Raw genomic sequence first — 23,836 nt, 5'->3', positions numbered from 1 at the left:
GCCGCCATGGGACGCTACGTCCTCCGGCGACTGCTCCAGATGATCCCGGTGTTCGTCGGCTCCACCCTGCTGATCTTCCTCATGGTGAACGTGATGGGCGACCCCGTCGCCGGACTGTGCGGCGAACGGCAGTGCGATCCGGCGACGGCCGCCCGACTGAAGCAGGAGTTCGGGCTCGACCAGCCGGTCTTCCCGCAGCAGTACCTCGCCTACATGGGCAGGGTCTTCACCGGCGACTTCGGTACGGCGTTCAACGGGCAGAAGGTCACCGAGCTGATGGCGACGGCGTTCCCCGTCACCATCCGGCTCACCGTCGTGGCCATCCTGCTCGAGATCGTCGTCGGCATCACCCTCGGCGTGCTCAGCGGCCTGCGACGCGGCCGGCCCGTCGACACCGCCGTACTCCTGCTGACCCTGGTGGTGATCTCCGTCCCCACCTTCGTCACCGGTCTGGTGCTCCAACTGCTCCTCGGCGTCAAGTGGGGCTGGATCAGACCCTCCGTCTCCCCGGACGCCGGCTTCGGCGAGCTGCTCGTGCCCGGCCTGGTCCTCGCCTCCGTCTCGCTCGCCTACGTCACCCGGCTGACCCGCACCTCCATCGCCGAGAACAAGCGCTCCGACTACGTCCGCACCGCCGTCGCCAAGGGACTGCCCCGGCGCCGCGTCATCACCCGGCACCTGCTGCGCAACTCGCTGATCCCCGTGGTGACCTTCATCGGCTTCGACATCGGCGCGCTGATGGGCGGGGCGATCGTCACCGAGCGGATCTTCAACATCCACGGCGTCGGCTACCAGCTCTACCAGGGCATCCTGCGGCAGAACACCCAGACGGTCGTCGGCTTCGTGACCGTGCTCGTCCTGATCTTCCTGGTGGCCAACCTCCTCGTCGACCTGCTCTACGCCGTACTCGACCCGAGGATCCGCTATGCCTGAGCAGCCGTACGAGCCCGAGCGCGCCATCGCCGGCACCGGCATGGGCGGCGCGATGGACCTGGGCGCGAGCGAGGCCGTCACGCTGGAGAAGGCCCCGGGCGCCCCGGGCGCCCCCGGCGGTCCCGGCGGCCCGGACAGCGCCGGACCGGTCGGCCGGCCGCGCTCGCTGTGGTCCGACGCGCGGCGCGACCTGCGCCGCAACCCCGTCTTCCTGCTCTCCGCCCTGGTCATCGTCTTCCTGGTCGTCATCTCCGTGTGGCCCTCGGCGATCACCTCCGGCAACCCCCTGCGGTGCGACCTCGCCAAGGCCCAGGAGGGCGCACAGCCCGGCCATCCCTTCGGCTACGACGGCCAGGGCTGCGACGTCTACACGCGCACCGTCTACGGCGCCCGTACGTCCGTCACGGTCGGCGTGTGCGCCACGCTCGGCGTCTGTCTGCTCGGCTCGGTGCTCGGCGGACTCGCGGGCTACTTCGGCGGGAGATGGGACGCGGTACTGTCCCGGATCACCGACGTCTTCTTCGCCATCCCGGTCGTCCTCGGCGGTCTCGTCCTCCTCTCCGTGGTGACCAGCAATACGGTCTGGCCGGTCATCGGGTTCATGGTGCTGCTCGGCTGGCCGCAGATCTCCCGCATCGCGCGCGGTTCGGTCCTCACCGCCCGGCACCACGACTACGTCCAGGCCGCCCGCGCCCTCGGCGCCTCCGACGCGCGCATCCTGCTCCGGCACATCGCGCCCAACGCGGTGGCCCCGGTCATCGTCGTCGCGACCATCGCGCTCGGCACCTACATCTCCCTGGAGGCGACCCTGTCCTACCTCGGCGTCGGCCTCAAACCGCCCAGCGTCTCCTGGGGCATCGACATCTCCGCCGCGTCCCCCTACATCCGCAACGCCCCGCACGCCCTGCTGTGGCCCTCGGGCGCCCTCGCCGTCACGGTGCTGGCCTTCATCATGCTCGGCGACGCGGTCCGCGACGCCCTCGACCCGAAGCTGAGGTGACGCCGTCGTGCTGCTCGAAGTGCGGGACCTGCACGTGGAGTTCCGGACCCGGGACGGGGTCGCCCACGCCGTCAACGGCGTCGGCTGCCACGTGGACGCCGGTCGGACGCTCGCGGTGCTCGGCGAGTCCGGGTCGGGCAAGTCCGTCACCGCGCAGGCCGTGATGGGCATCCTGGACACACCGCCGGGGCGGATCACCGGCGGGCAAATCCTCTTCCAGGGGCGGGACCTGCTGACGCTCAAGGGGGAGGAGCGGCGCAGGGTCCGGGGCAGCGCGATGGCGATGATCTTCCAGGACGCGTTGTCCGCCCTCAACCCGGTCATGACGGTGGGGGACCAGCTCGGGGAGATGTTCGTCGTCCACCGCGGGATGTCGAAGAAGGCCGCCCGGGCGAAGGCGGTCGGGCTGATGGACCGGGTGCGGATCCCGGCCGCCGCCCAGCGCGCGCGGGACTACCCCCACCAGTTCTCCGGCGGGATGCGCCAGCGCGTCATGATCGCCATGGCGCTGGCGCTGGAACCGGCGCTCGTCATCGCCGACGAGCCGACGACCGCCCTGGACGTCACCGTCCAGGCCCAGATCATGGACCTGCTGGCCGAGCTGCGGCGCGAGTACCGCATGGGGCTGATCCTGATCACCCACGACCTGGGCGTGGTCGCGGACGTCGCCGACCGGATCGCGGTCATGTACGCCGGGCGGATCGTCGAGTCGGCGCCCGTGCACGACCTGTACAAGGCCCCGGCCCACCCCTACACCCGCGGCCTGCTGGACTCCGTGCCCCGCCTGGACCAGAAGGGCCGGGAGCTGTACGCCATCAAGGGCCTCCCGCCGAACCTGACGCGCATCCCGTCGGGCTGCTCCTTCCATCCGCGCTGTCCGATGGCGCGGGACATGTGCCGCACCGAGGTGCCTCCGCTGTACGAGGTGTCCGACGAGCGGGGCAGCGCGTGCCATTTCTGGCGGGAGTGCCTGCATGGCTGAGCCGATCCTGGAGGTCGCCGGCCTCGTCAAGCACTACCCGCTCACCCGGGGCGTCCTGTTCCACAAGCAGGTCGGCGCGGTGAAGGCCGTCGACGGTGTCGACTTCACCCTCGGCAGGGGCGAGACGCTGGGCATCGTCGGGGAGTCGGGCTGCGGCAAGTCGACGGTGGCGAAGATGCTCTGCAACCTCGAACGGCCGACGGCCGGGTCGATCCGGTTCAAGGGCGAGGAGATCACCCGGCTGTCCGGCAGGGCCCTGAAAGCGGTCCGCCGCAACATCCAGATGGTCTTCCAGGACCCCTACACCTCCCTCAACCCCCGGATGACGGTGGGCGACATCATCGGGGAGCCCTACGACATCCATCCCGAGGCGGCCCCCAAGGGCGACCGGCGCCGCCGGGTGCGGGACCTGCTGGACGTGGTCGGCCTCGACCCGGACTACGCCAACCGCTATCCGCACCAGTTCTCCGGCGGCCAGCGCCAGCGCATCGGCATCGCGCGCGGGCTGGCGCTGCGTCCGGAGGTGATCGTCGCCGACGAGCCGGTGTCCGCGCTGGACGTCTCGGTGCAGGCCCAGGTGATCAATCTTCTGGACCGGCTCCAGTCGGAGTTCGACCTCAGTTACGTCTTCATCGCGCATGACCTGTCGATCGTCCGGCACATCTCGGACCGGGTCGGGGTCATGTATCTGGGCCGGATCGTGGAGACCGGACGGGATACCGAGATCTACGACCATCCGACCCACCCCTACACCCAGGCCCTGCTGTCCGCCGTGCCCGTGCCCGACCCCGAGGCCCGTGCGCACCGGGCGCGGATCATCCTCACCGGTGACGTGCCCTCGCCGACGGACATCCCCTCCGGCTGCCGCTTCCGCACCCGCTGCTGGAAGGCCCGGGACCGCTGCGCGCGGGAGGTCCCGGTCCTCGCGGTGCCCGCCGCCTTCCGGGACGTCCGTGGTGCCGCCGCCCACGCCTCGGCGTGCCACTTCGCGGAGGAGGCCGTGCCGGGGGGAGTGGTGGAGCCGGGGGCGAACGGCGACGGGCCGGGGTGACATCGCGCACCCCGGCCCGCTTACGGCACCCGCACGGCCGTACGCTGTTCAGCCTCCCGTGTCCGTATATCGGTGCCGCTTCCGTCAAGTTGCCTTCTTGTTAACCCCGTTCACGAGGGCCGGCCCGGCTGCGGGGAGGGAGCGCCGCAGGAAGTCGAGCTGGAGCCGGAGCAGGTTCTCCGCGACCGTCTCCTGCGGCGTCATGTGGGTCACGCCGGACAGCGGAAGCACCTCGTGCGCGCGGCCCGCGGCCAGGAGCGCGGAGGACAGGCGCAGGGAATGGGCGACGACCACGTTGTCGTCCGCCAGCCCGTGGATGATCATCATCGGGCGGTGCGGCTCGGCCGGCCCGACCAGACCCGCGTCGTCGATCAGCGAGTTGTGGCGGTAGACCTCCGGCTGCTCGTCCGGGTGGCCGAGGTAGCGCTCCTGGTAGTGGGTGTCGTACAGCCGCAGGTCGGTGACGGGGGCGCCGACCACCGCCGCGTGGAACACGTCCGGGCGGCGCAGCACCGCGAGGGCCGCCAGATAGCCGCCGAAGGACCAGCCCCGGATCGCCACCCGGCCCAGGTCCAGCGGGTACCGCTCGGCGAGGGCGTGCAGCGCGTCCACCTGGTCCTGGAGCACCACGTCCGCCAGGTCGTCACGGACCGCCTTCTCCCAGGCCGGCGAGCGGCCCGGAGTCCCCCGGCCGTCGGCGACGACCACCGCGAAACCCTGGTCGGCGAACCACTGGGAGGTCAGGTGGGCGTTGTGCGCGGCGACGACCCGCTGGCCGTGCGGGCCGCCGTACGGGTCCATGAGCACCGGCAGGGGAGTGTCACCGTGGTAGTCCCGTGGCATAAGCACGGCGCACGGAATTCGGCGTGCGCCCCCCTCGGTGAGGGACACCCGCGGGGACAGACCGGGATCTTCCGCGTACGACCGGACAGACACCGCCGGTTTCCCGTCAGCCAGCACCTGGACCCGGGTGCCCGGCCGGTCCAGCGCCGCGGACACCAGGACGGTCACACCCCCGGAGCGCACCGCCCCGTGCACGCCGGACTCCTGGGACAGCCGTTCCACGCCGAGTTCGTTCACCCGGTACACATGGACTTCGCCAATTTCCGGTGCCTGAGCCTCCGGACCGGAAGAGGCGGAAACCAGTACGTCGTCCGCACCCACGTCCAGTACCGCACGGATGTGCAACTGGCCGCTGGTCAGCGGGCGTTCGCCGACCGCCAGCACCCGCGCACCGCCCTCGTCGGCGATCCGGACAAGATGCCCGGACGGGCTCCAGCAGGGCACTCCGGCGAACAGTTCCAGCCAACTTGGATCTTCATCGGCGTGCACCATCCGCGTGGCACCCGTGTCCGGGTCCACCGCCAGATAGAGCTGGCTGCGCTGGTCCCGCGCCTGCACGAGCAACAGCGGCGCACCCGCCTCTGACCAGTGCACACGCGCCAGATACGGATAGCGCGACCGGTCCCAGGCGACCTCCGTGCGGGCCCCGTCCAGCCCGTACACGAACAGGCGCACATCGGCGTTGGCCGTGCCCGCCGCCGGGTACCTGACGTGTAGTGGCTCACGCTCCGGGTGGGCCGGATCCGCGATCCACCACCGCCGTACCGGCGTGTCGTCCACGCGCGCCACGAGCAGCCGGTCCGACCCCGGCGCCCACCAGAACCCCCGCGAGCGCGTCATCTCCTCGGCCGCCACGAACTCCGCGAGGCCGTAGGAGACGTCCTCCGACTCCGGCTCGGCCAGCGCCCGGTCGGCGTCGCCCTGAGCGCCCACCACCCGCAGCGCGCCCCGGGCGACGTACGCGATGTGCCGTCCGTCGGGCGAGGGGCGGGGGTCGATCACCGGTCCCGGAACGACCAGTTCACGTGTCCCACCGGTCCGCAGCCCGGCCGTGAAAAGCCGCCCTGACAAGGTGAAAGACGCCAACTCCAGGGCGCCGTCGGTGGCGTACCCGACGATGCCGGCGCCCCCCTCCCGGCTGCGTTCGCGGCGGGCCCGCTCCTCGGCGGACAGCTCCTCGGACGCGCCGCGCAGGAGGGCGGGCGGGTCGGCCGCGAGGCGCTCCGCGCCCTCCGGAAGATCCAGGACCCACAGGGAACCGGCCCGGTCGGTGCCGGAGCCGGAGCGCAGGAACGCGACACGTGAACCGTCGGGCGCCACGCTGAAGGCACGCGGCGCGCCGAGCGTGAACCGCTGGGTCCTGGCGTGCCGACGGGGGAAGGAGTCAGCCTCGGTCGTCATACCCCGACCATATTGGCCATGCGCCCCCTTGTGCGGCCGTGCGCCGAGCGATGCGCGAGTACGGATAGTTATGATCACTACCGCTGTGTGGGTATGAACCTGCTGGCGTCTGCATGGAGTTGCTCTACACCCCCCGCGTCCCTGGGATCTTTGGAGGTGAGCCGCCGTGGCACTCTCGATTTCGGCGGTGGTGCTGCTGGCGATCATCGTCTTCCTGCTGGTCAAGAAGTCAGGGCTGAAGGGCGGCCACGCGGTCGTCTGTGTCCTGCTCGGCTTCTATCTCGCCTCCTCGACCATCGCGCCGACGATCAGCGAGCTGACCACCAACGTCGCCAGCATGATCGGCAGTATCAAGTTCTGACGGCGGCTGTCGCGGGCACCGGTGCGGAGCCTCGTAGGGTGGTCCCATGACGGAACTGCCAGCGCGGCGTCTGCTGCTGGTGCACGCGCACCCGGACGACGAGTCGATCAACAACGGCGCGACCATGGCCCGGTACGCCGCCGAGGGTGCCCGCGTGACTCTGGTCACATGCACCCTCGGGGAGCGCGGCGAGGTCATCCCGCCGGAGCTGCGGCAGCTAACGGGTCCCGCGCTGGGCGCGCACCGGCGCGGCGAGCTGACCGCCGCCCTGCGTGCGCTCGGGGTCACGGACGCCCGGCTGCTCGGCGGCGCCGGGCGCTACGGCGACTCCGGGATGATGGGCACCGCCGACAACGACGACCCCGACTGCTTCTGGCAGGCCGACGTGGACGAGGCCGCCGGTCACCTCGCCGAGGTGATCCTGGAGGTCCGCCCGCAGGTCCTCGTCACCTACGACGACAACGGCGGCTACGGCCACCCGGACCACATCCAGGCCCACCGTGTCGCCATGCGCGCCGTCGAACTGGCGGACGAGCGAGGACACCGGGTGGCGAAGGTGTACTGGAACCGCGTCCCCCGCTCCGTCGCCGAGGCCGCCTTCGCCCGCCTCCGGGGCGAGCTGCCCGTCCTCCCGTTCGACGAGGGCGCGTCCGTGGGCGACGTACCCGGCGTCGTGGACGACGAGCGGATCACCACCACGGTCGACGGCACCGCGCACGCCGCCGCCAAGGCCGCCGCGATGCGTGCCCACGCCACCCAGATCGAGGTGGCCGAGCCGTACTTCGCGCTCTCCAACGCACTCGCCCAGCCCCTGTTCACCACCGAGTACTACGAGTTGGTACGCGGAACCGGGCAGCGCGGCGAGACCGACCTGTTCGCCGGCGTCGAGGAGGCGGCATGAGCGGCACCGGACCGGGCTCCCTGCTCGCCCAGCCGCTGCGCCCGCCGTCCGCCGGGCGGGCCGCCGCCCACGCCGGCCTCTTCCTGCTCGGCGCGGTCGTGGGCCTCGCCGGCGCCCTCGTCCAGGCCGGCTGGTTCCCCGGCGGACTGCTGCTCGCCCTCGCGGGTGCCGGCGGACTCTTCCTCGGCGGGGCGCACGCCACCGGCGGCCGGGGCGGGGCGGTCGCGCCGGCGGCCGGCTGGATGGTCGCCGTCATCCTGCTCACCACCTCGCGCCCCGAGGGCGACTTCCTGTTCGGCGCCGGCGTCGGCTCCTACCTCTTCCTGCTCGGCGGCATGGCACTCGCTGTGATCTGTGCCACCGTCGGCGTCGGACGGCAACCCGGCGGCGGCTCCGCCCGACTTGACAAGTGACGTACCGCTTCGCCGTGCGCCGCGGGTGCGGGTCCGGTGGGGGTTTAGTCAGCGGTCATGGGATACGCGCCAGAAGTGGCCAGTATGGTGGTGCGCGCCGCCGAGCCTCCCCCAAGCGCTCGACTTCGTTCGGGCCGGGGGACCCTCACCGCGCAGTGAGGTCGTAACGGGCGGCGGAGCCAACCGGGAGAACCTGCCTTGAGTCGTGAAACTGACACTCCGTCCTCCGGGCCCAGCGGGCGCGGCGGAGCCGCATACCCCTCCGGCACGCCGCCGTACGGGACCCCCTTGGCTTCCGACGACGCTACGGGCGCGGGCCGTTCGGGCACGCGGCCGGAGGAGAAGAAGACCGAGACCACGCTGACGACCCGGATCCGGATCAACATCCCCGGATCGCGGCCCATCCCACCGGTCGTCATGCGCAAGCCCGTCGGGGACGCCGAGAGCGCCGGCGAGGAGCAGCCCGCCGCCGAGCCCGTCCCCGCGGCCGAGCGAGCCCCCGCCGGTCCCGCCGAGGCCCCCGCCGACCCGGCGGCCCCCGGTGACGACAAGCCCAGCGACTGGTTCGCGCCCCGCAAGTCCTCGCCCGGCAAGGGCGCTCCGGGCGGCGGCGGCACGAACGGCGCCGGGATGCCCGGCGGTTCCGCCGCCACCCCCGCCACCCCCGGCGTACCGGGGGCTCGTACAGGTGGCCCGGGAGCGTCCGGCGCGGCCGGTAGCACCGGCGCACGTGCCGGTGGCGGCCGTCCCGGCGGTGTGGTCGGCTCCATGAGCGTGCCGGGCGCCCGCTCCGGCGGCACCAACGGCAAGGGCCTGCCCGGCGGCGCCACCGGCGGCCCCGTCGCCCCCGGCCACGGCGGTGGCACCGGCTCCTTCGACGTCACCGAGGCGCTGACCGGGGGCCAGCCCGGCGGCGGCCCCCGCCCCCGCCCCTCCGGCCCCTCCGGCCCCTCCGGCCCCGGCGAGCCCCGCCGCGACGCCCTGCCGTACTTCTCGGAGAACGGCACCCAGGACGGCTACGGCGGCGGTACGGCGGGCACGGGCGGCCAGGACGGCCTCGGCGCCGGTACGCCGGGCACGGGCGGCGCGAGCGGTCGCGACGGCTACGCCGGCGCCGGTGCGGCCGGTGCGGCCGGTCAGGGCGGCTTCGGCGCCGGCACCGCGGGCGCGGCCGGGCGGGACGGCTTCGGCGGGACCCCGGGTGCGGGCGGTGCGGGCGGTCCCGGCGGTCCCAGCGGCTTCAGCGGTCCCGGCGGGCACGGCGGCCCCGGTGGCCCGCAGGGCCCGGCCGGCCCCACCAGCGGCCCGGCCACCGGTGACGGCCCCCTCGTGCCGCCGGCCGGCGAGCCCTTCGACGCCCCCGGCGGCCCCGCCGGTTACGGCACGCCGGGCGGTCAGGGCACCCCGCCCGCCCGCAGCGCCCTCGCCGGCCCGGCCGGGCCCACCGGTCCGGGCGGCCCCGGCGGCCCGCGGGCCACCCCCGGTGGCGGTCCCGCCGGGCGCGGGCCCGGTGGGCTCAGCGACGACACCGCGATCCTCACCCCGCAGAAGCCGGCCCCGGAACCGGGCACGCCCGGCTACCGTTCCCCGGCCGCCGACAACGTCTCCGGACACACCGTCACCAGCGGCATCCCGGTCGTGCCCAGCACCGGGAAGTCCCCGTTCGGCACCCACACCGACGGCGCCCCCGCGGCGCCCGCCGCGCCCCGGCCGGAGCCGGCCCCCGCGCCCAAGGCGGCGGCCAGGCCGAAGAAGAAGGGCCGCAGCAAGCTGGTGCTGCTCGCCGTCGGCGTGGTCGTCGTCGCGGGCGGTGCCTACGGCGCCGGACTGCTGATGAACCACACCGATGTGCCCAAGGGCACCACCGTGCTCGGTGTCGACATCGGCGGCGGCACCCGCGACGAGGCCGTCAAGAAGCTGGACGACGCCTTCGGCAGCCGGGTGAACAAGCCGCTGAAGCTGGCGGTGGGCGGCCGGACGGTCACCCTCACCCCGGAGAACGCCGGACTCCAGTTCGACTACCAGGCCACGGTGAGCGAGGCCGCCAAGAGCGACTACAACCCGGTCCACGTGGTCGGCTCGCTGTTCGGGCAGAAGCGCGTCGTCCAGCCGGCCATGCCGGTGGACGAGGAGAAGCTCCAGGCCGCCCTCCAGCAGGCCGGCGGCGGCTCCGGCTCGGTCACCGACGGCACCATCAGGTTCGACCACGGCCGGGCGGTCGCCGTCTACGGCAAGCCGGGCAAGGCCATCGACGCAGCCCGGTCGACCCAGGCGGCCGAACAGGCCTACCGCACCCTGGTGGAGACGGGCACCGCGTCGTCGGTCGGCGTGCCGACGACCACCAAGGAGCCGACGGTCTCGAACGCCGAGGTCGACCGGATGATGAAGGACTTCGCGAAGCCGGCGATGTCCGGGAACGTGACCGTGCAGACGGACGCGGCCCACGTGGTCCCGATGAGCCCGCAGAACTCGCTGTGGAAGTTCCTCAGGGTCACCGCCGTCGACGGCAAGCTGGTCGACAAGCCCGACCTGGCCGCCCTCAAGCAGCTCTACGGGCAGGCCTTCGACGGGGTGCTCATCACCCGCGGCAACGGCAAGAAGACGGCCGTCACCCCCGAGGACGTCTACGCCGCCCTGCGGCAGGCCCTGATGAGCAAGAGCAACCGGGTCGCGGTGATCGACACCAACCCCAGCTAGAGCGTGTCTCTTTGATGGATTGGTCAGTTGATCGGATGTGTCTGTCCGATTAGTGATCACCGATGCGATGTGGGACCGGATCGAGCCGCTGCTGCCGGCCGATCCGGTCCGCGGGCGGCGTTGGGCCGATCACCGCCGAACGCTCGAGGCCATCGCGTGGAAGTACCGCACCAACTCGCCCTGGCGAGACCTTCCCGACGAGCTCGGCTCATTCCAGACCGCTCACAAACGGCTGATCAGATGGGCCGTCGACGGCACCTGGGAGATGATCCTCGCCGCTGTCCTGGCGGCAGCGGACGCCGATGACGACCTCGACTGGACGGTGTCGGTGGACTCCACGGTCGTGCGGGCCCACCAGCACGCTGCCGGAGCACGCAAAAGGGGGCGACGCGCCCGGGAGAGCCCGCCGATCACGGGCTGGGACGCTCGCGCGGCGGGCTGAGCACCAAGGTCCACCTGGCCGCAGACGGCCACGCACGACCCCTGGCCTTCACCGTCACCGCAGGCCAAGCAGGTGACGCACCCGCCTTCGAGACGGTGATGTCCCGCATCCGCGTACCTCGTCCCGGCCCGGGAAGGCCCAGGACCCGGCCCCTGGCCGTCCTGGCCGACCGCGCGTACTCCTCACGCGCCATCCGCGCCCACCTGCGGCGCCGGGGCATCCGTGCTGTCATCCCGCAGCCGTCCGACCAAGTCGGCCACCGTCTACGGCGAGGCCGACTCGGTGGCCGTCCGCCCGGCTTCGACAGCGAGGCATACAAGCAGCGCAACAGTGTCGAGCGGTGCATCAACCGCCTCAAGCAGTGGCGCGGCCTGGCCACACGAACCGACAAGCTCGCGATCGCCTACCAGGCCGCACTCCACCTCGCGGGCATCCTCATCTGGAGCCGACGCTGACCAAAGAGACAGGCCCTAGCCGCCGTCACCGCGGGGCGCCCCTCCCGGGCGCCCCGGGGGACGTGTCACCCCGTGCGCATGACATCTGTCATCCGGCACACAGGACCGCCGGCACTGCCGGGTCCGGTTCCCTCTCCGCCAGCATGGACGGCATGACGACAACAGCGGCACCGGCCACCACCACCCCGGTGGTCGGGTTCGACCAGGTGACCAAGACGTACGGGAGTGTGCGGGCCGTCGACGGCCTCTCGCTCCAGCTCTATCCGGGCGAGACCGTCGCCCTCCTCGGCCCGAACGGAGCCGGCAAGTCCACCACCCTGGACCTGCTCCTCGGCCTCAAGCAGGCCGACAGCGGCGCGGTGCGCCTGTTCGGCACCAGCCCGCGCGAGGCGATCGTCGCGGGACGGGTCGGGGCCATGCTCCAGAGCGGCGGGCTGATGGACGAGGTCACCGTCGCCGAGCTGGTGAAGCTGGCCTGCTCGCTGCACCCGAGGCCGTACCCGGTGGCCGACGTGCTCGCCCGCGCGGGCGTCACGCAGATCGCCGGCCGCAAGGTCGACAAGCTCTCCGGCGGCCAGGCCCAGCGCGTCCGCTTCGCCCTCGCCACCGCCGGTGACAGCGACCTCATCGTGCTGGACGAACCGACCACCGGCATGGACGTCTCCGCCCGGCAGGCGTTCTGGGCCACCATGCGGGAACAGGCCGACCAGGGCCGTACGGTCCTCTTCGCCACCCACTACCTGGAAGAGGCCGACGCCATCGCCGACCGGGTGCTGGTGCTGCACCGGGGCCGGCTCCTCGCCGACGGGACCGCCGCCGAGATCAAGGCCAGGGCCGGTGCGCGGCGGATCTCCTTCGACCTGACGGGCGAGATCGACGAGAGCGCCCTGCGCGCCCTGCCGCACCTCACGTCCCTGGACGTGTCGGGGCAGACCGTCCGCATCCAGTCCGCCGACGCCGACGCGACCGTCCACGCCCTGTACGGCCTCGGCCTCTACCCCCGCAACCTGGAGGTCGCCGGCCTCGGCCTGGAGCAGGCCTTCGTCGCCATCACCGCCGCCGAGGAGGCGAAGCAGTCGTGAACAGCCTGATCAGACTGGAACTCACCCGCGCCCTGCGCAACCGCAAGTTCCTGTTCTTCTCCGTGATCTACCCCTCGGGCCTGTTCCTGCTGATCGCGGGCAACGCCGACAGCCACACCAGGATCGACGGCACGGGCCTGACCCTGCCGACGTACATGATGGTCTCCATGGCCTCCTTCGGCGCGCTGACGGCCGTCCTGATGGGCAACAGCGAGCGCATCGCCAAGGAGCGCGAGAACGGCTGGGTACGGCAGCTTCGGCTGACCACCCTGCCCGGGCGCGGGTACGTCTTCGCCAAGACCGCCGGCGCGGCCGTGGTCAGCCTGCCGTCCATCGTGATCGTGTTCGTGGTCGCCGCGGCGGTGAAGGACGTACGCCTGGACGCCTGGCAGTGGCTGGCCCTGAGCGGCGCGATCTGGGCCGGCAGCCTGGTCTTCGCCGCGCTCGGCGTCGCCCTCGGCTACCTCGCCAGCGGGGACGCGGTCCGCCCGATCACCATGATCACCTACTTCGGGCTGTCCATGCTGGGCGGCCTCTGGATGCCGACCACCACCTTCCCGCAGTGGCTCCAGGACATCGCCGAGTGGCTGCCCACGCACGCGTACGCTTCCCTCGGGCGGGCGATCGAACAGAGCCAGGCCCCGCACACCCGCGACATCGCCGTCCTCGCCGTTTCCTTCGCAGTCTTCGCGGGTGGCGCGGCCTGGCTGTACCGGAAGGACACGCTGAAGGCGTGAGCGCCATGACGGAAGACCGGCAGGCAGAAGACGTGCGGCCCGCACCCGTGGGATGGCCGCCCCGCAACCTGCGCGAGATGCTGGTCAAGACGCTCTGGATCGGGGTCTGGCTGATCTTCCTCAGCTCCCCGGTCGGCGACCTGGTCCAGGGCGGCCACACCACCGGCGCCACCGTGGCCGGGGCCCTGGGCCTCACCGCGTTCGTGGGGGTCTATCTGACGCTGGTCTTCCGCAACATCGGCCGCCCGTTCGCCCCGCGCGTCGTGCTCACGCTGGGCGGGGTCCTCGGTGTCCTCGCCCCCGTGCTGGCCCTCACGCTCGGCAGCGCCTGGCTGGGGCTCTTCGTCTACCTGTCGGTCGCCTGGGGGGCCACCCTGCCGCTGCGGGCGGCCTACTGGGCCATCCCGGCCTCCGCTCTGGTGATGTACCTGATCGGCCTGCGCACCGACGAGAACGAGGCGCGGGGGCTGCTCCTGCTGGTGCTGCTCATCGGGTTCGCGATGACCGGCGTCGGCCAGTTGGTGCGCACCACGGTCGAGTTGCGCAAGGCGCGGGCGACCGTCGCCCAGCTCGCCGCCAACGAGGAGCGCCTCCGCCTCGCCCGCGACCTGCACGACCTGCTCGGCCACTCGCTGTCGCTGATCACGCTGAAGAGCGAGCTGGCAGGCCGCATGCTGCCCGGCCGGCCCGACCAGGCCGCCCAGCAGGTCGCCGACATCGAACAGGTCAGCCGGCAGGCCCTGGTCGACGTCCGGGAGGCCGTCACCGGCTACCGGCGGCCCCGGATCGCCGCCGAACTCGCCGGCGTCCAGGTCGCCCTGACCACGGCCGGAGTCGCCGCCGACCTGCCCGCCGAACCCGACCTGACCGCAGTCGCCGAGGAGGCCGAGTCCGCGCTGGCCTGGGCGCTGCGCGAGGCGGTCACCAACGTGGTCCGGCACAGCGGCGCCGACCGCTGCGCCGTCCGGCTGCTGCGCCGCCAGACCCTGGACGGGCCGGTGCTCGAACTCTCCGTCGAGGACAACGGGAAGGGCGGTCCCGGTGGGGGCCCCGGCAACGGCCTGACCGGACTGACCGAGCGTCTGGAGAAGGTCGGCGGCAGCCTGGAGGCGGGCCGGGTCAGGCACGGGTTCCGGCTGATCGCCCGCGTGCCCACGGCCGCCGCGGCGGACGTAGGATCCGGGGCATGACGAGCATGATCAGAGTCCTGCTGGCCGAGGATCAGTCGATGGTCCGCGAGGCGCTGGCGGCACTGCTCGGCCTGGAGGACGACATCGAGGTCGTCGCCCAGGTCGCGCGCGGTGACGAGGTGCTCGCGGCCGTCGGCGCGAGCGGCGTGGACGTCGCCCTGCTCGACATCGAGATGCCCGGCTGCACCGGCATCGAGGCCGCCGCCCAGGTCCACCGCACGTTTCCGCAGGTCAAACTGGTTGTCCTCACCACCTTCGGGCGGCCCGGCTATCTGCGCAGCGCCATGGAGGCGGGCGCCGACGCCTTCCTCGTCAAGGACGCCCCGGCCGCCCAGCTCGCCGAGGCGGTCCGCCGGGTACTGGCCGGGGAACGGGTGATCGACCCGACCCTGGCCGCCGCCGCGCTCGCCGAGGGCGCCAACCCGCTCACCGAGCGGGAACGCGAGGTGCTGCGCGCGGCGGCCGACGGCTCCACCAACGCCGAACTGGCGCAGGCCCTGCACCTGTCCCAGGGCACCGTCCGCAACTACCTGTCCACCGCCATACAGAAGCTGGCGGTGCGCAACCGCGCGGAGGCCGTGCGGATCGCCCGGGAGAAGGGCTGGCTGTGAGGGCGCCCGCCGCGTGACGGCGGCGCGGGCAGGCCTCAGTTGAGCTTGGACCGCGCGATGCGTGCCTCCTGCCGCACCTTCTCGGCGGCCGGCTCGTCGACCACCTCGATCAGACCGGCGTACGTGTCCAGTTCATCCGCGCCCGCGGTGAACTGACCGCGCTGTACCAGGAGCTGGCCGCGTTCGTAGCGCAGCCGCGCCGGATGCGCGGGGATGAGCAGCCCCAGTTCCACGGCCCGCAGGGCGACGTCCGAGCGTTCCGGCCGGGCCGCCGCCCACGCCCGGATGTTGTTCAGGATGCGCTGGACGACCTCCAGGGGCGCGGCCGGTTCCAGCATGGACGGTTGCAGCGACGCCCCCGCGGCGCCCGCCACCAGCAGCTCCGCGTCCGCCCCGGTCAGCACCCGGCCCTCGTCGAACGGATCGGCCAGCACCTGTTCCCCCGCCGCCCCGAACCCGACCACGAAGTGCCCCGGCAGCGCGACGCCGTACACCGGGGCCCCGGCCCGGCGCGCGACCTCCAGCCACACCACCGACAGCAGGATCGGCAGCCCGCGCCGCCGCCGCAGCACCTCGTGCAGCAGGGAGGACTCCAGCCGCTGGTAGTCGCCGGGCGTGCCACGGAACCCGTAACGGGCACCGAGCAGCCGCCGCACGGCCTCCGCCCACGCCCGCGGGCCGCCCGGCCGGTACGGCAGCTCGCCCGCCAGCCGGTCCAGTTCCGCCTGCGCGGCGTCGATGCCGGCCTCGTCCAGCGAGCCGTCCGCCTCCGCGCCGATCAGCAGGCACAGGGCGGACAGGTCCGGCCGCTCGGACCGTGCCTCCTCGGCGAACCGCTGCCGCAGTGCGGCGGAGCGTTCCGGCGGCGGGGGATACGGGGGCGGCAGATACGGGTGATGCATGGCAGGCTCATGCCCTTCCCACGGCGGTTCTACGACCGTCGTCCCACGGCAGTTCCACGACCGTCCTTCCACGGCGGTTCTACGGCCGTCCGGGACCGGAGGGCGTCTCCGGCTCGGACGGCGCGCGGTAGTGGTGGTACGCGTGGTGCGGGGTGAAGCCGAGCGCGGCGTACAGCGCCCGCGCGGCCTCGTTGTCCGTCTCGACCTGGAGCCAGGCCGCCGACGCGCCCTCGTCCAGCGCGCGCCGGGCCAGCGCGGCCATCACCTCGGTGGCCAGCCCCTGCCGCCGCCGGCCGGGGTCCACCTCGACCGCCGCGAACCCGGCCCACCGCCCGTCCACGGCACACCGCCCGATCGCCGCCAAAGGCTCACCGGCCGTCGTACCCGGCACGGACGCGAACCACACCGACGGCCCTCCCTCACTCTCGGCTCCGCTCGTGCGGGGGGACCTCGACCCGAGCACCCGGAGGGCCACCTCGCCCACCCCCGTGCGCCGGTACCGCGCGAGCCACGCCTCGTCCACCGTCCGGGACAGCGCCACATCCGCGCCCCCGGCCCGGTCCGCGACCGGCGCCAGGGCGGCGGTCCACAGCTCGGCGGTGACCTCCCGCGTCCAGCCGCGCCGCTCCAGCTCCGCGCCGAGCAGCTCCTGCGTGCCTTCGGCGCCGGTCGCGGTCTGCACGTAGGCGGGCAGGCCGCGCTCGCCGTACCAGCGTCGTACGGCGTCCAGGGCGGCGTCGAGCGGGAGGCCGGGGTCGCCGAGCGGCAGCACGCTGTTGGCCCGCCGGGTGAAGCCGGTCCGCGGACCGGGCGCCGGGCCCGGCCGGCCCGGTCCGCGCGGCACGTCGTCGACCGCCGCCCGCAGCTCCCACTCGCCGAGCCGCTCGCTCTCCACCGGCCGCCACGCGCGCGCGGCGACGTGCGCCAGCTCCCGGTAGGAGGCGGCGGGTCCCCGGCGGCGCGCCGGTGCGGCCGGTACGACCTTCCCGGCCACCAGCGCGGATTGCGGGATTCGGACCCGTTCCCCGTCGCGCCGTGTGATCATGAGCACGCCATTGTCCCATGATGTGAGAACACCGACCGTGTCGGTGAACTTCTCAGGCGCCGCACCGGGCTCGCCCAGGCGCCTGACGGAAACTCGTTTTCCCACGTCATCTGGGGTGATACGGACTTCGAGGCGTCCACTCGCCGAGATTTCCACTGGTCAGTTCACCCCTCCTGTTCGGATCATGCTCCGGAACGGAGATACTAGGGGCGGGCATCGACGACGCCGCGCTCCCGCGCGCCAGGCGGCGGAGCCTGAGGAGGCCCGCCGGCGCCCTATCGAGGAGGAACGACAGCGTGACCTACGTCATCGCGCAGCCTTGTGTCGACGTCAAGGACAAGGCGTGCATCGAGGAGTGCCCGGTCGACTGCATCTACGAGGGCCAACGGTCCTTGTACATCCACCCGGACGAATGCGTCGACTGTGGTGCCTGTGAGCCGGTCTGCCCGGTCGAGGCGATCTTCTACGAGGACGACACTCCGGAGGAGTGGAAGGACTACTACAAGGCGAACGTCGAGTTCTTCGACGACCTGGGCTCGCCGGGCGGTGCCAGCAAGCTGGGGCTGATCGAGCGCGACCACCCCTTCGTCGCCGCGCTGCCGCCGCAGGGCGAGTGACCGTCTGAGCGCCTAGCGGCCGTCCCCCGGCCCCCGCCCGGACCGGGGAGACCTCCGGCGCCGCCTCGGTCCCGTACGGCCCCGATCGTCCCGATCGCCGCCGCACGGGACCGAGGCGTTCGGCCGCCCCGACGAAAGTGAGCCACCCATCGTGTCCGCAGTCACCGACCGCCTCCCCGCCTTCCCGTGGGACCGGCTGGCCCCGTACAAGCAGACGGCCGCGGCCCATCCGGACGGCATCGTCGACCTCTCCGTCGGCACCCCCGTCGACCCGGTCCCCGAGCTGATCCGCAAGGCCCTCGTCGACGCGGCCGACTCCCCGGGCTATCCGACGGTCTGGGGCACCCCCGCGCTGCGCGACGCGATCACCGGCTGGCTGGAGCGCCGCCTGGGCGCCCGTGACCTCACCCACCGCCATGTGCTGCCGGTCGTCGGCTCCAAGGAACTGGTCGCCTGGCTGCCCACCCAGCTCGGGCTCGGCCCCGGCGACACGGTCGCCCACCCGCGCCTGGCCTACCCGACCTACGAGGTCGGCGCCCGCCTGGCCCGCGCGGACCACGAGGTCTACGACGACCCCACCGAGCTGGACCCGTCGCGGCTGCGGCTGCTGTGGCTCAACTCCCCGTCCAACCCGACCGGCAAGGTCATCCCCCGGCAGGAGCTGACCCGGATCGTCGCCTGGGCCCGCGAGCACGGTGTCCTGCTGGTCGCGGACGAGTGCTACCTGGAACTGGGCTGGGAGGCCGACCCGGTCTCGGTGCTGCACCCCGACGTCAACGGCGGCTCCTACGACGGCATCCTCGCCGTCCACTCCCTGTCCAAGCGCTCCAACCTCGCCGGCTACCGGGCGGCGTTCGTCGCCGGCGACCCGGCCGTGCTCGGCCCGCTGCTGGAGATCCGCAAGCACGGCGGCCTGATGACCTCCGCGCCGACGCAGGCGGCGGTCGTGGCCGCCCTCGGTGACGACGCCCACGTCCAGGAGCAGCGCGAGCGCTACGCGGCCCGCCGCGAGGTCCTCCGGGCGGCCCTGCTGTCCCACGGCTTCCGCATCGAACACAGCGAGGCGAGCCTCTACCTCTGGGCCACCCGGGACGAGTCCTGCTGGACCACGGTGTCCCACCTGGCCGACCTGGGCATCCTGGTGGCCCCGGGCGACTTCTACGGCACGGCGGGCGAGAACTTCGTCCGCGTGGCCCTGACGGCGACGGACGAACGCGTCCGGGCGGCGGTGGCCCGCCTGACGGCATAGCCGCCGCGGCCACGCCCTTCCCGGCCACCGCACGGACCGAAGGGGCCCAGGAGGAACCCTGGACCCCTTCGGTGCCGGAGCGGGACCGCTCAGCCGAGCGGCAGGCCCTTGGCCGGCAGGGCCGACGCCGGCAGGGACGAGGTCGGCAGCCCGCCCTTGGCGAGGGACGAGGTCGGCAGCCCGCCCTTGGCGAGGGACCCGGTCGGCAGCCCGCCCTGGGTGAGGGACGACGTCGGCATGCCGCCCTTGGCGAGCGAGTCCGCCGGCAGCCCGCCCTTCGTCGCGCCGGCCGCGGCGTTCCCGAGGACACCGCCCGCGCTCCCGGTCACGTCCCCCGCGGCCTGCTGCACCGCGGGCGCCGCCTTCGTCACGGCACCGCCGCCGGTCAGGCCCGCGGCCGGCACCGCCTGCCCGGCGGCCTTTGTGTCGGTCCGGCCCACGAGCGAGGTGGTGCCCTGTGCGGCACTGTCGACGGTCTTGCCGACGTGCGCCCCGTCCAGGGCGGTCAGGCCGCCCAGGTGCGGGGTGGCCGGCAGGTCCGTGGCCGCACCGGCGGAGCCGGCCGCACCGACCCCGGCAGCCGCTCCCGCTGCGACGAGCAGCGCGGCACGGGCGATCCGGCGGGTCAGGGGGAGGGACATGATGCTCCATTCGACGGGAGGAAAACGGTGTGTCCGGGACGGATGTGCCCGGGTCCGGACGCCGTGACTACCGCTTGAGGGCCGCGAAGGTTGCGGACGGCCCGGGTAAAGAATGGATAACGCATCGCATTATCAGGTGTGGATAAAAACGGGCAAACAGCGTGGGTCGCGCGGCCCGCAGAATCCTTCCGCCCCTTGCGTCCCAAGGGCTCCCCGGCCACGCACACCCCCTGGTCGGCCCACCGGGCGGCCCGGCGCCGCACAACCCGCCGGAGTGACCCGCCGTACTACTGTCCGGTCTCGATCCGCACGGCCCCCACGGACCGCTCCGCGCCGCCGACCCCGTCCGAACGGGCCCTGCCCCACCCGTCGCCGCCGCTCCCCGCGGTCCACACCCGCCCCGCGTACGACACCCGCCGGATGTGCAGCGCCGAGGAGTTGGCGACCGCCCACTGCGCCAGTTGCCAGCCCCGCGCCAGCTCGCCGCGCCCGCCCGCGTCCCGCTTCGCGCCCTGCGGCACCGGAACGGTCACCGTCCGCCCGTGCGCGCTCGCCGTCACGCTCGGCGAGGGGGACGGCGACGGCACGGGTGTCCCGCCCACCTCCGCCCCGGTCTCCTGGAGCGCGTCCCGCCCGAAGTCCCGTACCAGCGCCGCCCGTACCGCGTCGGGCCCGGTCGCCGAGGCCGTGCGCTCCGGGCGCCCGTCACAGGTCAGCGTGGCCGCCGCCCGCCCGGTCAGGGCCGCCGCCAGCAGCGCGGCGTCCGGCTCGTGCTTGGCGTACGCCTCCGGGTAGCCGCTGCGCTGCACCCGCTGCGCGGCCACCGTCAGCGGCAGGCCGGCGTAGCCCGGCACCTTCGCCAGGTGCGCGTAGAAGATGCCCGCCGCGTACGCCGGGTCCATGATCTGCCGCTCGGTCCCCCAGCCCTGCGAGGGCCGCTGCTGGAACAGGCCCAGCGAATCCCGGTCACCGTGCCCGATGTTCCGCAGCCCCGACTCCTGGAGGGCGGTCGCCAGCGCGATCGTCACGGCCCGCTCGGGCATCCCGCGCCCGGTGCCGACGGCCGCGATCGTCGCCGCGTTCACCGCCTGCTCCGGCGTGAACTCGTACGACGCCCCGTCACCCGCGGCCGGGACCACCTCGCAGCCGCGCGCCCCGCCGCCTCCGGTGACGTACTGCACGACGAGGTACGCGACGACACCGCACAGGACCGACAGGGCCGCCACGACACGCAGGAGGCGGCCGCGACGCTGGGGACGGGAGGGGGACGGCTCTGACACGCGTACAAGGTACTGGAGCCCGCGACCGGCCCGACCGGTGGTCCGCACCGCGCGGTCCGTCCGGCCCCCGCGGCCGGCGCGCTAGGGTCGTCGCCATGGCCGACACCTCGCTTGACCTCACGCTGGACGCCGCCGCGCTCACCGCGCGGCTCGTGGACCTCCCCTCGGAGAGCGGCACCGAGAAGCCGCTCGCGGACGCGATCGAGGCCGCCCTGCGCGCGCTGCCGCACCTGACGGTCGACCGCCACGGCAACAACGTGATCGCCCGTACGGACCTGGGCCGGGCCGAGCGAGTCGTCCTGGCCGGCCACATCGACACCGTCCCGATCGCCGGCAACGTGCCCTCGCGGCTCGACGAGGACGGCGTGCTGTGGGGCTGCGGCACCTGCGACATGAAGTCGGGCGTGGCGGTCCAGCTCCGCATCGCGGCCACCGTCCCCGCCCCCAACCGCGACCTGACCTTCGTCTTCTACGACAACGAGGAGGTCGCCGCCGACCTCAACGGCCTCAAGCACGTCGCCGAGGCCCGACCCGAGTGGCTGGAGGGCGACTTCGCGGTCCTGCTGGAGCCCTCCGACGGGGAGGTCGAGGGCGGCTGCCAGGGCACGCTGCGGGTGCGCTTGAGGACCCGGGGCGAGCGGGCGCACTCCGCGCGCGGCTGGATGGGCTCCAACGCCATCCACGCGGCGGCCCCGATCCTGGCCCGGCTGGCGTCCTACGAGCCCCGCCGGCCGGTGATCGACGGCCTGGAGTACCGCGAGGGCCTGAACGCCGTGGGGATCGGCGGGGGAGTGGCCGGCAACGTCATCCCCGACGAGTGCGTGGTGACCGTCAACTTCCGCTACGCCCCCGACCGCACCGAGGAGGAGGCGATCGCCCACGTCCGCGAGGTGTTCGCGGACTGCGGTGTCGAGGAGTTCGTGGTGGACGACCACAGCGGCGCCGCGCTGCCCGGCCTCTCCCACCCGGCCGCGGCGGCCTTCATCGAGGCGGTGGGCGGCACCCCGAAGCCCAAGTACGGCTGGACCGATGTCTCCCGCTTCTCCGCGCTCGGCATCCCGGCGGTCAACTACGGCCCCGGAAACCCCCACTTGGCGCACAAGCGGGACGAGCGGGTCGAGACGGCCAAGATCCTCGCGGGTGAGGAACGGCTGCGGAACTGGCTCACCGCGTAGCGGGCACGCGTGCCGGACATACGCATGTCCCCCCGCCGTAACCGGTGTGGATCTACGCTGGGACCGAACTACCCGCAAGCGGAGGGAGCCCACATGCCTACCGGTAACCCCGAGGGGAAGAAGGTGCCGCCGGACGAGCAGCGGCTCGGACCGGTCCTCCGCCGGCGCGGACAGGTGACGGCCAGCACGACCGACCAGCGCCTGCTGGACGAGCGCGCTCCGACGGACTGGGTGCACACCGACCCCTGGCGGGTGCTGCGCATCCAGTCGGAGTTCATCGAGGGCTTCGGCACGCTGGCCGAACTGCCGCCCGCCATCAGCGTCTTCGGCTCCGCCCGTACGCCGGTGGACTCGCCGGAGTACGACGCCGGGGTGCGCCTCGGCAGGGGCCTGGTGGAGGCCGGCTGGGCGGTGATCACCGGAGGCGGCCCGGGGGCGATGGAGGCCGCCAACAAGGGCGCGTGCGAGGCGGGTGGCGTCTCGGTCGGCCTCGGCATCGAACTGCCCTTCGAGCAGGGGCTGAACCCCTACGTCGACATCGGCCTGAACTTCCGCTACTTCTTCGTCCGCAAGATGATGTTCGTGAAGTACGCGCAGGGCTTCGTGGTCCTCCCCGGCGGCCTCGGCACCCTCGACGAACTCTTCGAGGCCCTCACCCTCGTCCAGACCCAGAAGGTCACCCGCTTCCCGATCGTCCTCTTCGGCAGCGCGTACTGGGGCGGCCTGCTCGACTGGCTGAACAACACCCTGGTCGCCCAGGGCAAGGCCGCGGAGAAGGACCTGATGCTGTTCCACGTGACGGACGACGTGGAGGAAGCGGTGGCCCTCGTCTCGAAGGAGGCGGGCCGCTGAGCGCGGAACTCCGTCCGGCGCCCCGCCCCGGCCCCCGCCCTCCCCGGCGGGGCCGGGCGGCGCGGCGTCCCCGGCCCTAGGCCAGGCCGCGGCGGGCCACCGCGGGAGGCCGGTGGCCGGCGATGGACGCCACCATGTCCAGTACCTGACGGGTCTCGGCGACCTCGTGGACCCGGTACACCCGCGCCCCGAGCCACGCGGACACCGCGGTCGTCGCCAGCGTGCCGATCAGACGTTCCTTCACCGGCCGGTCCAGGGACTCCCCGACGAAGTCCTTGTTGGACAGCGACACCAGCACCGGCCACCCCGTGGCGACCATCTCGTCCAACCGCCGCGTCGCCTCCAGACTGTGCCGCGTGTTCTTGCCGAAGTCGTGCCCGGGATCGATCAGCACGGACTCCCGCGGCACCCCCAGCGCCACCGCCCGCTCGGCCAGCCCCAGCGTCACCCTCAGGATGTCGGCCACGACGTCGTCATAGGTCACCCGGTGCGGACGCGTCCGCGGCTCCGCCCCGCCCGCGTGCGTGCACACCAGCCCGGCCCCGTACCGCGCCGCGACCCGCGCGAGGTCCGGGTCGACCCCGCCCCACGCGTCGTTCAGCAGATCCGCGCCCGCCTCGCACACCGCCTCGCCGACCTCGGCCCGCCAGGTGTCGACGCTGATGACCACGTCCGGGAAACGGCGCCGTACCTCCCCGACGAAACCGACCGTGCGCCGCGCCTCCTCCTCGGCCGTGACCTCCTCGCCGGGCCCCGCCTTGACCCCGCCGATGTCGATGATCGCGGCGCCCTCGGCCACCGCCTGCTCCACGCGCGCGAGGGCCGGTTCGTCGCGGAAGGTCGCTCCCCGGTCGTAGAAGGAATCCGGTGTCCGGTTCACGATCGCCATGATCACCGGCTCGTGCGGTCCGAATTCCCGCCTGCCCAGCCTGAGCATCCGCTGTGCCCTCTCCTAGTACGTCCCGCAGTACGGCCG

At 73.2% G+C, this 23,836-nt stretch carries 22 protein-coding genes and 1 pseudogene; 17 read left to right on the top strand and 6 right to left on the bottom strand.

Annotated features, from left to right (window positions below):
• Positions 1-6: 6 nt before the first annotated feature.
• The 4 genes from D9753_RS12485 to D9753_RS12470 are packed head-to-tail and all read left to right on the top strand — an operon-like array spanning position 7 to position 3,966.
• Entirely contained in the window at positions 7-933 is a 927-nt protein-coding gene (locus D9753_RS12485) for an ABC transporter permease (RefSeq protein ID WP_121787089.1), read from the top strand.
• Positions 926-1,933 carry an ABC transporter permease gene (locus D9753_RS12480; RefSeq protein ID WP_121787088.1) on the top strand — a complete coding sequence of 336 codons (1,008 nt, stop codon included), beginning with the start codon at positions 926-928 and terminating at the stop codon, positions 1,931-1,933. The genes D9753_RS12485 and D9753_RS12480 overlap by 8 nt, the downstream gene beginning before the upstream one ends.
• Before the next feature lie 7 nt (positions 1,934-1,940).
• Entirely contained in the window at positions 1,941-2,915 is a 975-nt protein-coding gene (locus tag D9753_RS12475; protein ID WP_121787087.1) for an ABC transporter ATP-binding protein, read from the top strand.
• On the top strand, positions 2,908-3,966 hold the full coding sequence (locus D9753_RS12470; protein ID WP_121787086.1) for an ABC transporter ATP-binding protein: 1,059 nt from the start codon (positions 2,908-2,910) through the stop codon (positions 3,964-3,966). The genes D9753_RS12475 and D9753_RS12470 overlap by 8 nt, the downstream gene beginning before the upstream one ends.
• 84 nt (positions 3,967-4,050) lie before the next feature.
• Here the strand turns inward: D9753_RS12470 and D9753_RS12465 are convergent, their stop codons facing one another.
• A complete protein-coding gene (locus D9753_RS12465; RefSeq protein ID WP_121787085.1) occupies positions 4,051-6,210 on the bottom strand; it encodes a S9 family peptidase in 2,160 nt (719 codons plus the stop codon).
• Between the two features lie 166 nt (positions 6,211-6,376).
• Here D9753_RS12465 and D9753_RS12460 point away from each other — a divergent pair, with 166 nt between their 5' ends.
• The 9 genes from D9753_RS12460 to D9753_RS12420 all read left to right on the top strand — a co-directional run bounded on the left by D9753_RS12460 (position 6,377) and on the right by D9753_RS12420 (position 15,099).
• The gene (locus tag D9753_RS12460) at positions 6,377-6,571 is read left to right on the top strand and encodes a hypothetical protein (RefSeq protein WP_121787084.1); all 195 of its coding nucleotides are present in this window, start codon (positions 6,377-6,379) and stop codon (positions 6,569-6,571) included.
• 46 nt (positions 6,572-6,617) lie between these two features.
• Complete coding sequence (gene mshB, locus D9753_RS12455; protein ID WP_121787083.1) at positions 6,618-7,472, top strand: N-acetyl-1-D-myo-inositol-2-amino-2-deoxy-alpha-D-glucopyranoside deacetylase; 855 nt, start codon at positions 6,618-6,620, stop codon at positions 7,470-7,472.
• Positions 7,469-7,885, top strand: a complete 417-nt coding sequence (locus D9753_RS12450) for a DUF6113 family protein (RefSeq protein ID WP_121787082.1) — start codon at positions 7,469-7,471, stop codon at positions 7,883-7,885. Before mshB ends, D9753_RS12450 begins: the two co-directional genes overlap by 4 nt.
• A 198-nt stretch (positions 7,886-8,083) precedes the next feature.
• Positions 8,084-10,582: a hypothetical protein gene (locus tag D9753_RS12445; RefSeq protein ID WP_121787081.1), complete on the top strand. Its 2,499-nt coding sequence runs from the start codon at positions 8,084-8,086 to the stop codon at positions 10,580-10,582.
• Between the two features lie 67 nt (positions 10,583-10,649).
• Positions 10,650-11,479 (top strand): IS5 family transposase gene (locus D9753_RS12440; protein WP_394346806.1). Its coding sequence is split into 2 segments (ribosomal slippage): positions 10,650-10,985 and positions 10,988-11,479, totalling 828 coding nucleotides; the frame shifts between segments, so codons are not numbered across the junction.
• Positions 11,480-11,631: 152 nt separating this feature from the next.
• Positions 11,632-12,561, top strand: coding sequence for an ABC transporter ATP-binding protein (locus tag D9753_RS12435; RefSeq protein WP_205614132.1), 930 nt, complete (start codon positions 11,632-11,634; stop codon positions 12,559-12,561).
• Positions 12,558-13,298 carry an ABC transporter permease gene (locus tag D9753_RS12430; RefSeq protein WP_121787079.1) on the top strand — a complete coding sequence of 247 codons (741 nt, stop codon included), beginning with the start codon at positions 12,558-12,560 and terminating at the stop codon, positions 13,296-13,298. The genes D9753_RS12435 and D9753_RS12430 overlap by 4 nt, the downstream gene beginning before the upstream one ends.
• Positions 13,295-14,488, top strand: a complete 1,194-nt coding sequence (locus tag D9753_RS12425; RefSeq protein ID WP_240468120.1) for a sensor histidine kinase — start codon at positions 13,295-13,297, stop codon at positions 14,486-14,488. The genes D9753_RS12430 and D9753_RS12425 overlap by 4 nt, the downstream gene beginning before the upstream one ends.
• A complete protein-coding gene (locus D9753_RS12420) occupies positions 14,485-15,099 on the top strand; it encodes a response regulator transcription factor (protein ID WP_121787078.1) in 615 nt (204 codons plus the stop codon). The genes D9753_RS12425 and D9753_RS12420 overlap by 4 nt, the downstream gene beginning before the upstream one ends.
• 35 nt (positions 15,100-15,134) lie before the next feature.
• On the opposite strand, the gene D9753_RS12415 is transcribed toward D9753_RS12420, so the two are convergent.
• Positions 15,135-16,001: a transglutaminase family protein gene (locus D9753_RS12415; RefSeq protein ID WP_121787077.1), complete on the bottom strand. Its 867-nt coding sequence runs from the start codon at positions 15,999-16,001 to the stop codon at positions 15,135-15,137.
• Between the two features lie 79 nt (positions 16,002-16,080).
• Positions 16,081-17,202 carry a GNAT family N-acetyltransferase gene (locus D9753_RS12410; protein WP_121787076.1) on the bottom strand — a complete coding sequence of 374 codons (1,122 nt, stop codon included), beginning with the start codon at positions 17,200-17,202 and terminating at the stop codon, positions 16,081-16,083.
• A 140-nt stretch (positions 17,203-17,342) separates the two neighbouring features.
• On the opposite strand from D9753_RS12410, the gene fdxA reads away from it, so the two are divergent.
• Both fdxA and D9753_RS12400 read left to right on the top strand, forming a co-directional pair.
• Positions 17,343-17,663, top strand: coding sequence for a ferredoxin (gene fdxA / locus D9753_RS12405; RefSeq protein WP_121787075.1), 321 nt, complete (start codon positions 17,343-17,345; stop codon positions 17,661-17,663).
• 151 nt (positions 17,664-17,814) lie between these two features.
• A complete protein-coding gene (locus D9753_RS12400) occupies positions 17,815-18,912 on the top strand; it encodes a bifunctional succinyldiaminopimelate transaminase/glutamate-prephenate aminotransferase (RefSeq protein WP_121787074.1) in 1,098 nt (365 codons plus the stop codon).
• Between the two features lie 197 nt (positions 18,913-19,109).
• Here the strand turns inward: D9753_RS12400 and D9753_RS12395 are convergent.
• Together D9753_RS12395 and D9753_RS12390 are read right to left on the bottom strand one after the other, a co-directional pair.
• Positions 19,110-19,553: pseudogene (locus tag D9753_RS12395) on the bottom strand (ATP-binding protein); the annotation flags it as partial.
• Between the two features lie 287 nt (positions 19,554-19,840).
• Positions 19,841-20,833: a heavy metal transporter gene (locus D9753_RS12390; protein ID WP_205614131.1), complete on the bottom strand. Its 993-nt coding sequence runs from the start codon at positions 20,831-20,833 to the stop codon at positions 19,841-19,843.
• Positions 20,834-20,928: 95 nt separating this feature from the next.
• Here D9753_RS12390 and dapE point away from each other — a divergent pair, with 95 nt between their 5' ends.
• Together dapE and D9753_RS12380 are read left to right on the top strand one after the other, a co-directional pair.
• Positions 20,929-22,008, top strand: a complete 1,080-nt coding sequence (gene dapE / locus D9753_RS12385) for a succinyl-diaminopimelate desuccinylase (RefSeq protein ID WP_121787072.1) — start codon at positions 20,929-20,931, stop codon at positions 22,006-22,008.
• Positions 22,009-22,101: 93 nt separating this feature from the next.
• Positions 22,102-22,860: an LOG family protein gene (locus tag D9753_RS12380; RefSeq protein ID WP_121787071.1), complete on the top strand. Its 759-nt coding sequence runs from the start codon at positions 22,102-22,104 to the stop codon at positions 22,858-22,860.
• A 76-nt stretch (positions 22,861-22,936) separates the two neighbouring features.
• On the opposite strand, the gene folP is transcribed toward D9753_RS12380, so the two are convergent.
• Entirely contained in the window at positions 22,937-23,797 is an 861-nt protein-coding gene (folP, locus tag D9753_RS12375) for a dihydropteroate synthase (RefSeq protein ID WP_121787070.1), read from the bottom strand.
• Positions 23,798-23,836 lie beyond the last annotated feature (39 nt).

Source organism: Streptomyces dangxiongensis (assembly GCF_003675325.1).
Classification (GTDB): Bacteria; Actinomycetota; Actinomycetes; order Streptomycetales; family Streptomycetaceae; genus Streptomyces; species Streptomyces dangxiongensis.
This window is presented reverse-complemented; position numbering and strand designations above follow the sequence as displayed.

What these genes read in the sequence shown, in the direction of transcription:
- D9753_RS12485 (WP_121787089.1), top strand. Translation starts at nt 7, where the DNA reads ATGGGACGCTACGTCCTCCGGCGACTGCTCCAGATGATCCCGGTGTTC.
- D9753_RS12480 (WP_121787088.1), top strand. Translation starts at nt 926, where the DNA reads ATGCCTGAGCAGCCGTACGAGCCCGAGCGCGCCATCGCCGGCACCGGC.
- D9753_RS12470 (WP_121787086.1), top strand. Translation starts at nt 2,908, where the DNA reads ATGGCTGAGCCGATCCTGGAGGTCGCCGGCCTCGTCAAGCACTACCCG.
- D9753_RS12465 (WP_121787085.1), bottom strand. Translation starts at nt 6,210, where the DNA reads ATGACGACCGAGGCTGACTCCTTCCCCCGTCGGCACGCCAGGACCCAG.
- mshB (WP_121787083.1), top strand. Translation starts at nt 6,618, where the DNA reads ATGACGGAACTGCCAGCGCGGCGTCTGCTGCTGGTGCACGCGCACCCG.
- D9753_RS12450 (WP_121787082.1), top strand. Translation starts at nt 7,469, where the DNA reads ATGAGCGGCACCGGACCGGGCTCCCTGCTCGCCCAGCCGCTGCGCCCG.
- D9753_RS12435 (WP_205614132.1), top strand. Translation starts at nt 11,632, where the DNA reads ATGACGACAACAGCGGCACCGGCCACCACCACCCCGGTGGTCGGGTTC.
- D9753_RS12420 (WP_121787078.1), top strand. Translation starts at nt 14,485, where the DNA reads ATGACGAGCATGATCAGAGTCCTGCTGGCCGAGGATCAGTCGATGGTC.
- D9753_RS12415 (WP_121787077.1), bottom strand. Translation starts at nt 16,001, where the DNA reads ATGCATCACCCGTATCTGCCGCCCCCGTATCCCCCGCCGCCGGAACGC.
- dapE (WP_121787072.1), top strand. Translation starts at nt 20,929, where the DNA reads ATGGCCGACACCTCGCTTGACCTCACGCTGGACGCCGCCGCGCTCACC.
- D9753_RS12380 (WP_121787071.1), top strand. Translation starts at nt 22,102, where the DNA reads ATGCCTACCGGTAACCCCGAGGGGAAGAAGGTGCCGCCGGACGAGCAG.
- folP (WP_121787070.1), bottom strand. Translation starts at nt 23,797, where the DNA reads ATGCTCAGGCTGGGCAGGCGGGAATTCGGACCGCACGAGCCGGTGATC.